At 68.2% G+C, this 12,505-nt stretch carries 13 protein-coding genes; 6 read left to right on the forward strand and 7 right to left on the reverse strand.

Annotated features, from left to right (window positions below; all coding sequences use genetic code 11):
* Positions 1–9 precede the first annotated feature (9 nt).
* The 5 genes from GH2_RS00390 to GH2_RS00410 form a co-directional block, all read right to left on the reverse strand.
* A complete protein-coding gene (locus tag GH2_RS00390) occupies positions 10–1,674 on the reverse strand; it encodes a lipase family protein (RefSeq protein ID WP_066161641.1) in 1,665 nt (554 codons plus the stop codon).
* 70 nt (positions 1,675–1,744) lie between these two features.
* The gene (locus GH2_RS00395) at positions 1,745–3,439 is read right to left on the reverse strand and encodes a lipase family protein (RefSeq protein ID WP_066161643.1); all 1,695 of its coding nucleotides are present in this window, start codon (positions 3,437–3,439) and stop codon (positions 1,745–1,747) included.
* A 54-nt stretch (positions 3,440–3,493) separates the two neighbouring features.
* The gene (locus GH2_RS00400) at positions 3,494–4,117 is read right to left on the reverse strand and encodes a TetR/AcrR family transcriptional regulator (protein ID WP_066161645.1); all 624 of its coding nucleotides are present in this window, start codon (positions 4,115–4,117) and stop codon (positions 3,494–3,496) included.
* Between the two features lie 23 nt (positions 4,118–4,140).
* Complete coding sequence (locus tag GH2_RS00405) at positions 4,141–5,361, reverse strand: acyl-CoA dehydrogenase family protein (RefSeq protein WP_066161647.1); 1,221 nt, start codon at positions 5,359–5,361, stop codon at positions 4,141–4,143.
* 30 nt (positions 5,362–5,391) lie between these two features.
* On the reverse strand, positions 5,392–6,780 hold the full coding sequence (locus GH2_RS00410; protein ID WP_066161649.1) for an acyl-CoA dehydrogenase family protein: 1,389 nt from the start codon (positions 6,778–6,780) through the stop codon (positions 5,392–5,394).
* A gap of 117 nt (positions 6,781–6,897) precedes the next feature.
* Between GH2_RS00410 and GH2_RS00415 the strand changes: the two genes are divergently transcribed.
* Complete coding sequence (locus tag GH2_RS00415) at positions 6,898–7,557, forward strand: MBL fold metallo-hydrolase (protein ID WP_066161651.1); 660 nt, start codon at positions 6,898–6,900, stop codon at positions 7,555–7,557.
* A gap of 10 nt (positions 7,558–7,567) precedes the next feature.
* Here GH2_RS00415 and GH2_RS00420 read toward each other — a convergent pair whose 3' ends face one another.
* The gene (locus GH2_RS00420) at positions 7,568–7,918 is read right to left on the reverse strand and encodes a VOC family protein (RefSeq protein WP_066161652.1); all 351 of its coding nucleotides are present in this window, start codon (positions 7,916–7,918) and stop codon (positions 7,568–7,570) included.
* Positions 7,919–8,042: 124 nt separating this feature from the next.
* Positions 8,043–8,843, reverse strand: a complete 801-nt coding sequence (gene hisN / locus GH2_RS00425; RefSeq protein WP_066161654.1) for a histidinol-phosphatase — start codon at positions 8,841–8,843, stop codon at positions 8,043–8,045.
* Positions 8,844–8,923: 80 nt separating this feature from the next.
* Between hisN and GH2_RS00430 the strand changes: the two genes are divergently transcribed.
* The 5 genes from GH2_RS00430 to ftsE are packed head-to-tail and all read left to right on the forward strand — an operon-like array spanning position 8,924 to position 12,505.
* Positions 8,924–9,277 carry a hypothetical protein gene (locus GH2_RS00430; protein WP_066161656.1) on the forward strand — a complete coding sequence of 118 codons (354 nt, stop codon included), beginning with the start codon at positions 8,924–8,926 and terminating at the stop codon, positions 9,275–9,277.
* Positions 9,278–9,288: 11 nt separating this feature from the next.
* A complete protein-coding gene (gene prfB, locus GH2_RS00435; RefSeq protein ID WP_066161658.1) occupies positions 9,289–10,401 on the forward strand; it encodes a peptide chain release factor 2 in 1,113 nt (370 codons plus the stop codon).
* Between the two features lie 10 nt (positions 10,402–10,411).
* Entirely contained in the window at positions 10,412–11,350 is a 939-nt protein-coding gene (locus GH2_RS00440) for a mechanosensitive ion channel family protein (protein ID WP_084247214.1), read from the forward strand.
* On the forward strand, positions 11,347–11,790 hold the full coding sequence (locus tag GH2_RS00445) for an Rv3103c transmembrane domain-containing protein (RefSeq protein WP_066161660.1): 444 nt from the start codon (positions 11,347–11,349) through the stop codon (positions 11,788–11,790). The genes GH2_RS00440 and GH2_RS00445 overlap by 4 nt, the downstream gene beginning before the upstream one ends.
* Positions 11,791–11,818: 28 nt before the next feature.
* On the forward strand, positions 11,819–12,505 hold the full coding sequence (ftsE, locus tag GH2_RS00450) for a cell division ATP-binding protein FtsE (protein ID WP_066161662.1): 687 nt from the start codon (positions 11,819–11,821) through the stop codon (positions 12,503–12,505).

Consider the following 12,505-nt stretch of genomic DNA (forward strand, 5'->3'; position numbering starts at 1 on the left):
GACTCGCGATCAGCTCAATCGATCGCGGGTCCAGGTGAGGAGTTCGTCGACGGCGGGGGAGCCGTCGGCGAGCAGCGAGTCGTGGTCGCGCCCCGGGTACGTGCGGTACTCCACGTTGGCGCCCAGGGCGCGACGGCGTTCCACATAACCGGTCTGGGCGGCGGGGACGGCCACGCGGTCGTCGTCGCCCTGCATCACCAGCAGCGGCGTCGCCGTGGCGCCGATCGGGGTGTTCTCCGACAGTCGTCGTCCCAGAGCGCCGCTGTTCAGCGCGGTCTGGAACGGGTCGGTCCCCACGGCCAGCGCACGGATCAGGCCGTACCCGTGGCCGGTGTCGGCACGGCACCGGTGGGCCAGTCGCTGCATCGGCAGCCGAGCCTGCAGTCGGACGTAGTCGTCGGCGTGGACGTCGGAGTACACGGACGTGTAGGCGTCGAGGAGATAGGCGCCCATCGTCGGATCGCCCGACGACGAGTCGAGCGTCTCGGCCAGTGCACGCAGGTCGGCGGTCGGCGCCGCGGCAGCGACCCCGGCCAGCGGAACGTCCGGCGCGTACTGCGCTCCGACGACGTCGGCCCACAGTGCGGCGTGTCCGCCCTGCGATCGACCCCAGAGGACCGTCTGATGCGAGAGGTTGAGTTGGTCGACGGACCGGGCCGCGCGCACGGCGTCGAGCACGGATCGCGCTTCGCTGCGGCCGATCAGATACGGGTGCGGCCCCGCGGTGCCGAGGCCGATGTAGTCGGGGGCGACGACCGCCCATCCGGCGGCCAGCGCGCGGGACAGCGCGGGCATGCTGTCCGCGCCGAACGGATCGCGCATCAGGGAGGGCGCGCAGCCTTGCGCCACCCCGGTCGTCGCATGCGCCCAGGCGATCACCGGGACGGGTGTCGTCGACTGCTGTGCGGCCGCCACCACCAGGCCGCCGGCCACGGCGGGGCGGCCCGCCTCGTTCTCCGTGGTGTAGAGGATTCGCCAGGCGCGTGCCCCAGCGGGGACGCCCGCGGTGTGCGGTTCGACGCGCAGCAGCGTGCCGGGCTCGCCGTCGGCGGACGCCTGGTAGAAGGCGTCCGGGGTCGGGGCGGTCGGATACGCCTCGACCGCGAAGACCGCCAGCGGGACGCTGATGACCACCGCGATCACGCCGCCGACGATGCGCGGCGCCCGCGGGCGGTCGACTCCGGCCCGTCGACCGATCGCATAGAACAGTCCGGCGACACCGGACCAGACCAGCGTCGCGCCGAGCAGCAGGCACACGGTGAACAGACTGAGGTCGGGATCGGCCGCGGCGATCACCGCCAGGCTCACTCCCGCGACGCCGACGAGCAGATCGGCGACGCGGCCGGCGCCGCTCGCGCGGACGGCGTCGACGATGCGGGCGATGCCGAACACCGCCAGGCCTGCGGCGACGACGATGCCGACCGATGGCAGCGGCAGGCCTGGCCATGCCGCGGTGATCATCGCGGCGGCGAGGATCAGGCAGCCCGCAATGCTCGCGACACGACTGGAATGCTCTTGTGCTCGCAGGATCTCGCCGAGGCCCACGAGGGCGAGACCGACGCCGAGCGTCACGGCGAGCGAGGTGGGCGTGGCGAACGGGCGAAGGATCAGGACCGCACCCACGACGACTGCGCCCGCCGCGAGAATTGCGCGACTGAGGCGGAATGGCGACATTCGCCGATTTTAGATGTTCGCCGGATGGATGCCGGTCGACATGCCGGACCGTCGGCTGATCGGAGGACCCTCAGCCCGTGCAGGTCTGGGTGGGCGCCCCACCTGCGAACCGGGCCGTGGTCCACGACAGCAGCGTGGACACCGCCGGGGAGTCGTCGTCGATCAGCGTCATGTGACCGAGCCCCGGATATGTCTGATAGTCCAGGGTGCTGCCGGTGCCGCATTGCCGAGCGGCGTAGGCGTCCTGGGACGACGGTGCGATGACGTCGTCGGCGAGCCCCTGGGCGATGAACGTGGGGACCGGGAGGCGGTCGGTCGGCGTGTTCTGGGCGAGTCGTTCGCCGAGCGGCCCGGCCGTCGGATCCTGCCGATAGAAATCGGTCCCGAGGATCAGCGCCTCGGTGAGCGAGACCGGGACGGCGCGCGACCACAGACAGCGCGCGGCGATGCCGCGGATCGGCAGTCGCGCCTGGAGTTTCACGTACTCGTCGTAGTGCACGTCGGGGTACGCCGCGACGTACGCGTCCAGGACGTACGCCGCGAGCAGCGCTCCAGCGGGCATCGTCTCGAGGCTGGTGGCGAGGGCGCTCAGATCGGAGGCCGGAGCCAGAGCGGCGGTCGCGATCACGCCGGTGTCCGGCGCGTACGACGGTGCGAGCAATTCGGTCCACAGGGCGGCGTGCCCGCCCTGAGAATGACCCCACACCACGGTCTGCGTCCCCATCTCGATGCCGGGAAGGCGCCGCGCGGCGCGAATCGAGTCCAGCACGGAGCGGGCTTCGCCGTCGCCGATCACATACGGCGACGGCCCGGGAGTGCCCATGCCGACGTAGTCGGTCGCGACCAGCACCCACCCGTTGGCCACCACCTGGGTCAAACCCGGAATGTGTGCGAAGGGAGTGGAGTTCATCGACGGCGCACAGTTCTCGGCGATGCCGCTGGTGCCGTGCGCCCACGCGATCACCGGACGGGGAGCGGCGGCGGGCGCCGTGGGAGCCAGGACGACGCCGCTGGCCAAGGCGGGGCGGTCGTCGCGGATCGTGGTGTAGAGGATCTTCCACGCCCGCGCGTGGTCGGGCACACCCTCGGTGGTGGGTTCGAACTTCACCAGCGTGCCCGGTGCGGCGTCGGGCGGCAGATCGGCAGCGTAGAAGTCGCCGGGTTCGGGAGCGGTGCCGCGCATCGCGAAGGTGGCGACGACGAGCGGGATGGTGACGACGACGGCGAGGACGGCTCCGATCGTCCGCAGCGTCAGGTGCGTACGCGGGGCTCGGTCGGGGCTGCGGAACAGGGCCAGCCCGAATCCGACACCGCGCCAGATCAGTGCGATGCCGAGCGCACTCATCACCAGGAACACACTCACCCCCGGCCACGAGACGGCGAGTACGGCGGCCGCGACCGCGCCGATGCCGAGGAGGGTGTCCGCGACCCACCCGCGGCCACGCTGCGCCGCGTGCGCCCAGCGGCCGATCGCCCACGCGACGAGCGCCACCGCGGCTGCGACGGCGATCCCGAAGATCGACAGACCGCGCCACACCAGGAGCGCGACGCCGACGATCGGCATCACGATTGCGACGGCCAGGCGCGCACGACTGGCGCGGACGTCGTCGTCGAACAGTTCAGCGGCGCCGCCGATGATCAAGCCGAACGCCAATGCCGCGGCCGCCCACGGCACCGAATCGAAGGGACGGAGGAGGAGCAGAACGCCGAGTGCGATCGCGGCACAGGCGAGCAGCGCGCGCCACAACCGCTGGGAGGGGGCCATTCGCCCAGTTTAGGGAGGTTTCGAGTCGCTTGTGCGATGAATGCGACTGTCGGCTCAGCCGAGGACGCCGTGCCGCAGGAGTGCGCGCATCACGCGCAGGGTGTCGTTGGCCGTCAGGACGTCGGAATTCACCTGTTCGACGATCACCGCGTTCACCGCCCCGATGAACCCGGTCCACAACAGGGGATCGCTGCCCGCGGAGATCAGCCCCCGCTCGATGCCCGCGCTCGCGATCCCGGCCAGCGACTCGCCCCACCGCACCCGTCGCTGCGCACGATGCCTCTCGAACGCGGGACTCACTCCGACGGCTTCGACGAAGCAGATCCGAGTGAGGCGCGGATCGGTGCTGAAGCGATCGACGAAGGCCGCGATACCCGCCTCCAGCACGGTGTCGATGCTCGACGCGACCGGGAACGCCTCGCCCACGGCCTGAACCACCGCGGCGGACGCGGCGTCCTCGGCCTCGTCGTAGATCGTGCGCAGCAGGTGCTCGCGATCCTCGAACTCCTCGTAGAACTGCCGCGACGAGAGTGCCGCATGCTTGCAGACCGCAGCGACCGACGTCGCCGCATATCCGCGCGTGCCGAAGAGCTCGATGCCGGATTCGCAGAACCGTCGCCGTCGGTCACGACGACGGTCCTGCACCGATCGGCCTCGATACGTCCTCGGTTCAGTCACACATCCAGGCTATCGCCCGGCGCCTACTTCAATTCGGCGCTGCTCTTGCCGAGCACGCGGCGGGCGATGATCAGCTGCTGAATCTGCTGCGTGCCCTCGAAGATGTCGAGGATCTTGGAGTCACGAGCCCACTTCTCGAGCAACGACCGCTCGGAGTAGCCGTACGACGACGCCAGCTCGACGGCCTTGTTGGTGACGTCGGTGCCGGTCCGGCCCGCCTTCGCCTTCGACATCGAGGCCTCGAGCGAGTTCGGCATCTTGTTGTCGGCCATCCACGCCGCGCGGATCGCGAGCAGATACGCGGCTTCGTAATCCGATTCCATGCGGATGAACTCGGCGACGGCGGCGGGCTGGTCTGCAGCAGGTCGATCGTAATCGATCTCCAATCCGGCGCTCTCGAGCAGTGTGCGCAACTCCTCCAACGCTGCACGCGTGACGCCGACGGCCATGGCGGCCACCATCGGACGCGTGTTGTCGAAGGTCTGCATCACGCCGCCGAAGCCCTTCTGGACGTCGACCTCCGGCGAGCCGAGTAGGAACGTCGCCGGAATGCGGCAGTCCTCGAAGCGGATGACCGCGGTGTCGGACGCCTTGATGCCGAGCTTGTGCTCCAGACGGACGATCGTCACGCCCGGGTGCTCACGCGGGACCACGAAGCTCTTGATGGCCGCGCGGCCGAGGCTGCGGTCCACCGAGGCCCACACCACGATGTGGCTGGCACGCGACCCGGCGGTCACGAAGATCTTCTCGCCGTTGATCACGTACTCGTCGCCGTCGCGTGTCGCGGTCGTGGTGACGGCCGCCGAGTCGGAGCCGAAACTCGGCTCGGTGATCGCCATGGACGCCCACACCTCACCGCCCATCGCCTCGAGCTGCTCGTCGGTGGCGACGGCGGCGATCGCGGCGTTGCCGAGTCCCTGGTACGGGATCGACAGCATGAGGCCGACGTCGCCGTACGACGCCCACATCGCGTTGAGGACCGACTGCATGTTGCCGCCGTTGGCGTTGTAGCCCTCGGGGCGGTCCTTGTTGGCGTCGCCACGACCGCCGGCGGCGCCCGCGCCGGCCTGCCCCGCGGCAGCGAGGCCGTTGTAGAGGTAGGCGAGAGTGTCGAGCTCGACCGGGTACTCGTGTTCGGCGAGGTCGTACTTGCGCGAGATGGGACGGAAGATCTCCAGTGCGGCGTCGCGCGCCTGATCGATCGTCGTGTGCAGCTTCTTGGGCAGTTCGAGATTGATAGCCATGGTGCTTCTCCTGAAACTCGTCGTCTCCCCTTAGAGGACGACGATGCCTTCGCCGATGCCCGCACCGCGCAGATCGCGGTACCACCGCTCCACCGGATGCTCCTTGGTGAACCCGTGTCCGCCGAGCAGTTGCACGCCGTCGAGGCCGATCTGCAAGCCCTTGTCGATGGTCAGTTTGCGAGCCAGGGCGGCTTCGCGAGCGAACGAGAGGCCCTGCTCGGCACGCGAGGCGCCGCGCAAGGTCACCAGCCGCAGTCCGTCGAGCTCGGTCGCCATGTTGGCGACCATGAACGCGACGGCCTGGCGGTTCGAGATCGGCTCGCCGAACGCCTCACGTTCGTTCACATAGGGGATCACGTAGTCGAGCATCGCCTTGCCGGTGCCCGCGGCGAGCGCCGACCAGCCCAGACGCGACAGGCGAACCACGTCGCGGTAGGCGGCCGCGGCGTCGTCGTTCAGCCCGCCCGCGCCGTCGCCGTCCACCTCGCCGAGCAGCGCCGACGCAGGGACCGAGACGTTCTCGAGCAGTAGGCGGCCCATACCCGCCGCGCGCAGCCCCATGCCCGGGTCGGCCTCGACGACGAGGCCACGGGTGTCGGACTCGACGATGAACAGTGCGGGGCGGCCGTCGAGCTGGGCGCCGACGATGAACAGTTCGGAGCTGCCTGCGGCGGGGACGAACGACTTCACGCCGGTGAGACGGTATCCGCTCGGCACGCGCGTGGCCTTGGTCTGCAGGTTGAAGGCGTCGAACAGCGGACGGGGCTCGGCGATGACGACCGACGAGGTGGGAACGTTCTCGCCGGCGTAGTCGGGGAGGTAGGTGCGCTGCTGACTGTCGCTGCCGAAATTGGTGAGCGTGGTGGCGACGCCGCTCGGCGCCAACAGTGGCAGGGCCAAGCCCATGTCGCCGTAGGCCATCGCTTCAGCGACCAGCGCGTTGGTGACGACGCCGCGTTCGGAGGCGGCGCCGTCGAAGGCCTCCGGCACATTGATCATGGTGATCCCGAGTTCGGCGGAGCGTTTCCGGATGTCCTCGGGCGTCGACGCGGCGTGGTCGGCGTCGTACGCGGCGGGGCGCAGGATCTCGGTGGAGAAGTCGCGGACGGTCTCCGCGATCATCTCCTGCTCCTCGTCGGGGTTCAGGTTGAAGTAGCCCTTCGACGCGGTCGCCGGTCGCTGCGGCGTGCCGCTTCCAGCGACCTGCGAGAAGGCGCGGTTCGCAGCGCCGAGCGTCTTGAAACCGGTCTTGGTGGCTTCGTAGGCGACGCGGTTGATCGGCTCGCGTAGGTTGTACTTCTCGGCGATGTCCGAGCCGGTGATAGTGGTCAGCAGGCGCATCGCGGTGCCGATCGCGCTTCGCTTGTGCGGCTGTGCGCCGATGGAAGAGGTGTCGCGGGGTTCGGTGTTCGTGGTCATGTCCTCACCAGATTCTCGAAGCGGAAGGGATCGGAGGAGTTCTTACTCCGTAGTAAGAATGAACCTTACTCCTCGGTAAGAACGTTGTCACGCATGTGGCTCAACTAACGTGAAGACATGCGCATCACACACTTCGGACACTCGTGCGTACTGATCGAGCACGACGGCTCTCGGATCCTCTTCGACCCGGGAAATCTGTCGTCCGGCTTCGAATCGCTGACCGGCCTCGACGCCGTCCTGATCACTCATCAGCATGCCGATCACGCCGATCCGGCGACGCTGCCCGCGCTGGTCGCCGCCAACCCCGACGCGGTCCGCTACGCCGATCCGCAGACGGCGGCGCAACTCGCCGACCGCGGTGATGCGGGCACGTGGGCGGTGATGGGGCCGGGCGAGAAGGTGACGATCGGGACGCTGACCGTCCGCGGGACCGGCGGCCGACACGCGGTGATCCACCCGGACCTGCCCGTGGTCGACAACATCTCGTACGTCGTCGACACCGCCGACCGCGTCGGTGCGTTCATGCATCCCGGCGACAGTCTCTACATTCCGTTCGAGCGCATCGACGTCTTGGCGATTCCGGCGGCGGCGCCGTGGCTCAAACTCAGTGAACCCGTCGACTATCTGCGGTCAGTGGCGCCCCGCGTCGCGTTCCCCATCCATCAGGCCATCCAATCCCCGTCCGGGCGCGCCATCCACAATGCGCGGCTCGACGAGATGAAGCCCGAGGGGACGTCGTTCACGGTCCTTCAGGAGGGAGTCGCGACGGAGTTGTAGGCGCCTACTTCTACTTCGGGAGCGGACTGTAGAAGACCAGGCCGTTGCCCTTGTTGTCGTAGACGACGGCGCGGCGCTCGTGCGCGTCGTTGTAGGCCTGCGTGACGATGCCGCCACCGCTCGCCTCCACGGCTTTCGCCGCGGCGTCGACGTCGTCCGTCTTGACTCCGACGACCACCTGGCCGTGGATCGGGTGGTCGACGGACGTGGCGAGGGCCACGGTGATATTCCCGCCGTCGAGGGCGGCGAAATGGGCTCCGTCGCGGAACTTCAACGCCATGCCGAGCGTCCCGCTGTAGAACTCGATCGACTCGTCGAGGTTGTCCGTCGACAGGACGATCATCTTCACTTCATTGCTCATTGACTTCTCCGCATCTGAGTCGACGACCCGGTGGTCGTACCCGAAACGGACACTACTCGCGGGGTGTGTCAGGCGTCGCGAATCGTGCCTGACGTCGTTGGGCCGTCAGGGTTGTCGCGGTCGGTCAGGGTTGCAGCGCGTTCAGGACGTCGCGGTGCAGGAGCCCGTTGGTCGCGACGGCACTGCCGCGACCGGGACCGGCCGCTCCGTCGAGTCCGGTGAACTGCCCGCCCGCCTCGCGAACCACGATGTCGAGGGCGGCGAGATCCCACAGCGAGACCTCCGGTTCGGCGGCGATGTCGACGGCGCCTTCGGCCACCAGGCAGTAGTTGTAGAAGTCACCGTATCCCCGGACGCGCCACACGTCGTCGGTCAGGCCGATGAACTGGTCCCGGATGCCGCGGTCGGCCCAGCCGGACAGACTGGAGAAGGCCAAGGACGCCGAACCGAGTTCGTCGACCTTCGACACCGTGATCGGTCGGACGTCGGCGCCGCGATGCGAGGCGAAGGCGCCCATCCCGTCGGCGGCCCACCAGCGGCGGTCGAGCGCGGGTGCGCTCACCACACCGACGACCGGGACGCCGTCCTCCAACAGCGCGATCAGCGTGGCCCAGACCGGCACGCCGCGGACGAAGTTCTTGGTGCCGTCGATCGGATCGATCACCCACTGTCTGCCCGTCAGGACCGGGTCGCCGCCGAACTCCTCGCCGAGCACGGCGTCGTCGGGATGCGCCTGCGCGATCGTGGAGCGCAGCAGTCGCTCGCACGCGAGGTCGGCGTCGGACACCGGGGTGAGGTCGGGTTTCGAGTCGACGACCAGGTCCACCGCTCCGAAGCGGCTGGTCGTGAGGCGGTCGGCGGCGTCGGCCAGAGCGAGGGCCAGTTGCAGATCGGTGCCGCGTCCGGCGTCGGAGTCAGTAGCCACGAACCACGAGGTTACCGCCCGGCGGCGGTGACGTCGAAAGTCCAAGGATGGGGAAGATATTCGCCAGGTAGACTCCTGCCATGCCTGTCTGGATCACCGTGGTGTTCGTCCTGCTCGTAGTGACGTCCATCGTCGCGATCCTGATGCGGCGCGGTGGCGGTCGCGGATTCGGCAGCATCGACGCGGCCTCGGGTTTCGTCGACGGCACGCTGACCGTCACGGGCGTGGGCGCCGAGGGCGCGGCCGACAAGGACGGGCGACGCTACTGCACTGTCTCCGGCACCATCCTCGGTCCGCAGACCGCGCCGACCGACGTCTACGGTCATCTGGTCCTCGGTGCGACGGAACCCTCGCCCGGCGTCGGCACTGATCTCCCGGTCGTCTACCGGCCCGGCAAGGTGGAGTCGTCCTGGCGGTTCGGCGCCCTCGGGTAACCTCGTATTCCGTGCAGCCTGAAGTTTCCGCCGACCTCGAATCGCTCGACGCCACTCTGACGACCGTGGAGAAGGTGATGGACCTCGACGAGCTCCGTCGTCGGATCGACGAGCTCGAGATGCAGGCGTCCGACCCCGACCTGTGGAACGACCAGGATCACGCGCAGCAGGTGACCTCGGAGTTGTCGCACGCGCAGTCCGAGCTGCGCCGCGTGACGGCGTTGCGTTCGCGGCTCGACGACCTGCCGGTGCTGTACGAGCTCGTCGAGGCCGAGGAGGGCGACGCCGCGGTCTCCGCCGCCGCCGATGCGGACGCCGAGCGCGAGGAGCTCCGTCGCGACATCGAGGCGATGGAAGTCAAGACGATGCTCGCGGGCGAATACGACCAGCGCGAAGCGCTCGTCAACATCCGGTCCGGAGCGGGCGGTGTGGACGCCGCCGACTGGGCGCAGATGCTGATGCGCATGTACGTCCGCTGGGCCGAGCACCACGACCACAAGGTGGAGATCTACGACACCTCGTACGCGGAAGAGGCGGGCCTCAAGTCCGCGACGTTCGCGGTCAAGGCGCCCTATATGTACGGCACTCTCTCGGTGGAGCAGGGCACCCACCGCCTGGTGCGGATCAGCCCGTTCGACAACCAGGGACGCCGCCAGACCTCGTTCGCCGAGGTGGAGGTGCTGCCGGTCGTCGAGACCACCGACCACATCGACATCGATGAGAACGACCTCAAGGTGGACGTGTACCGCTCGTCCGGTCCGGGCGGACAGTCGGTCAACACCACCGACTCGGCGGTCCGGCTGACGCACGTCCCGACCGGCATCGTCGTGACCTGTCAGAACGAGAAGAGTCAGCTGCAGAACAAGGTCTCCGCGATGCGCGTGCTGCAGGCCAAACTGCTGGAACGCAAGCGGATCGAGGAGCGCGCGCAGATGGATGCGCTCAAGAGCGATACCGGCGCGAGCTGGGGAAACCAGATGCGCTCGTACGTTCTGCACCCGTATCAGATGGTCAAGGACCTGCGTACCAACGTCGAGAGCAACAACCCGTCGGCGGTCCTCGACGGCGACCTGGATCAGTTCATCGAGGCGGGCATCCGCTGGCGCATGGACGAGGATCAGTGACCGCACCGCGATGGACGTGACCTACCTGGTCGACGACCTCGGGCTGCCGTCGTTCCTGCGGCCGGTGGAGGCGTGGCTCGCCGTCGACTTCGTCAGCATCCTGATGTGGGTCATCGGCGGCATGCTGGTGGCCCGTCTGCTCCGATGGGGAGCGACGCGGTACAGCACGCGCGTGCTGCGACAGTTCGAGTCGAGCGACGAGATCGTTCAGTCCGAGAACATGAAGCACCGGCGTGCGCTGGTCGAGGTGGTGACCTGGTCGTTGATCGCCCTCACCGCGGCGATCGTCGTGCTGCACCTGTTGAGTCTGTGGGTTCCGCGCAGCAGTCTGGTCGGGCTCACCGCGGTGGTCGGCGCCGCACTCGGTTTCGGTGCTCAGCGCGTGGTCCAGGATCTGCTCGCCGGCTTTTTCATCATCGCTGAGCACCAGTACGGGTACGGCGACGTGGTGAACCTGTCGGTGACCGGCGGCCTGGAGGCCGAAGGCACCGTCGAAGACGTGACCCTGCGTGTCACGCGGCTGCGCAACAGTGAGGGCGAGCTGATCATCGTCCCGAACGGGCAGATGATCAAGGCCACCAACCTGTCCAAGGACTGGGCGCGTGCCGTCGTCGACGTGCCGATCCCGCTCGACGCCGACATCAACGAGGTCAACGCGGCGCTGCGGGAAGTGGGGCAGTCGTTCTACGACAACCCGAAGTGGAAGCGACTGCTGCTCGACGCCCCCACGCCGTTGGGCATCACCAGTCTCGAACTCGACTCGGCGACCGTGCGGGTGGTGGCCCGGACCCTTCCCGGTCAGCAGTTCGAGGTCGGTCGGGCCCTGCGCGGCGACGTGGTCTACGGTCTCGCACGTCACGGCATCTTCGTCCAAGCCGTGCCGCGGAACACCGGCACCACCGTGGGCGAAGCAGCAGTGGGCGAGCAGTCTGAGCGGAGTGAATCGTGAATACCGAGCCGACACCCCGCGACGATCAGGAGTCCGAGGTTCCCGAGCGTTCGGCGCTGCTCACACTGGCGCACCGAATGCGGCACATCTACAAGACGCGCGTGCGGACCACGACGGTGGTGCTGATCGTCGCCTTCCTGGGCCTCTGGGTCCTGTACAGCTTCACCTCGCAGCACTACTCGCCGGACGAGAACACCACCGTCACCAAGGTGCAACAGACCCGGCAGCCGTCGACCACGTATCAGGAACCGACGACCGAAGAGCCACAGACCACCGACGAGACGCCGACGTCGACCGACACCGGAACGCCGCAAACCGGCGTGGAGACGACAGAGCCCTCACAGTCCTCGACTCCCCCGAATGTGTTCGAGCAGCGGATTCCGACTGCGGAGACGACGATCGAACAGACCCAGACACCCGGCTCCAGCAACCGACCGTGACCCCGACTCGTCAGTACACTGGGTCGTCGTGATCAAGCTGACGAACGTGACGATGCAGTATGCGGCGTCTTCGCGACCCGCGCTCGACGAGCTGTCCCTCGAAGTCGAGAAGGAGGAGTTCGCCTTCCTGATCGGGCCTTCGGGCTCGGGCAAGTCGACGTTCTTCCGGCTGCTACTGAAAGAGGACAAGCCCACGAAGGGCGAGGTCCACGTGGGTGCCTTCCACGTCAACGCCCTGCGTAATCGCGACGTCCCGAAACTGCGGCAGTCCATCGGCTGCGTGTTCCAGGACTTCCGGCTGCTGCAGCAGAAGACAGTCGCCGACAACGTGGCGTTCGCGCTCGAGGTGATCGGCAAACCGGCGTCGACCATCCGCGAAGCCGTTCCGCAGACCCTGGAGTACGTGGGGCTGTCCGGCAAGGCCGACCGCATGCCGCATGAGTTGTCCGGCGGCGAGATGCAGCGCGTCGCGATCGCCCGCGCCGTCGTCAATCGCCCGGCGCTGCTGCTGGCCGACGAGCCCACCGGCAACCTCGACCCGGACACCAGCGAGGAGATCGTCGAAGTCCTCGACCGAGTGAACCGCGGCGGCACCACGGTGGTCATGGCTACGCACGACCGCCACATCGTCGACGCCATGCGCCGACGCGTCTTGGAATTCGACAACGGGAAGCTCGTGCGCAACGACGAGCACGGCGTCTACGGAATCGGCTGA

Source organism: Gordonia hydrophobica NBRC 16057 (genome assembly GCF_001592365.1).
Classification (GTDB): Bacteria; Actinomycetota; Actinomycetes; order Mycobacteriales; family Mycobacteriaceae; genus Gordonia; species Gordonia hydrophobica.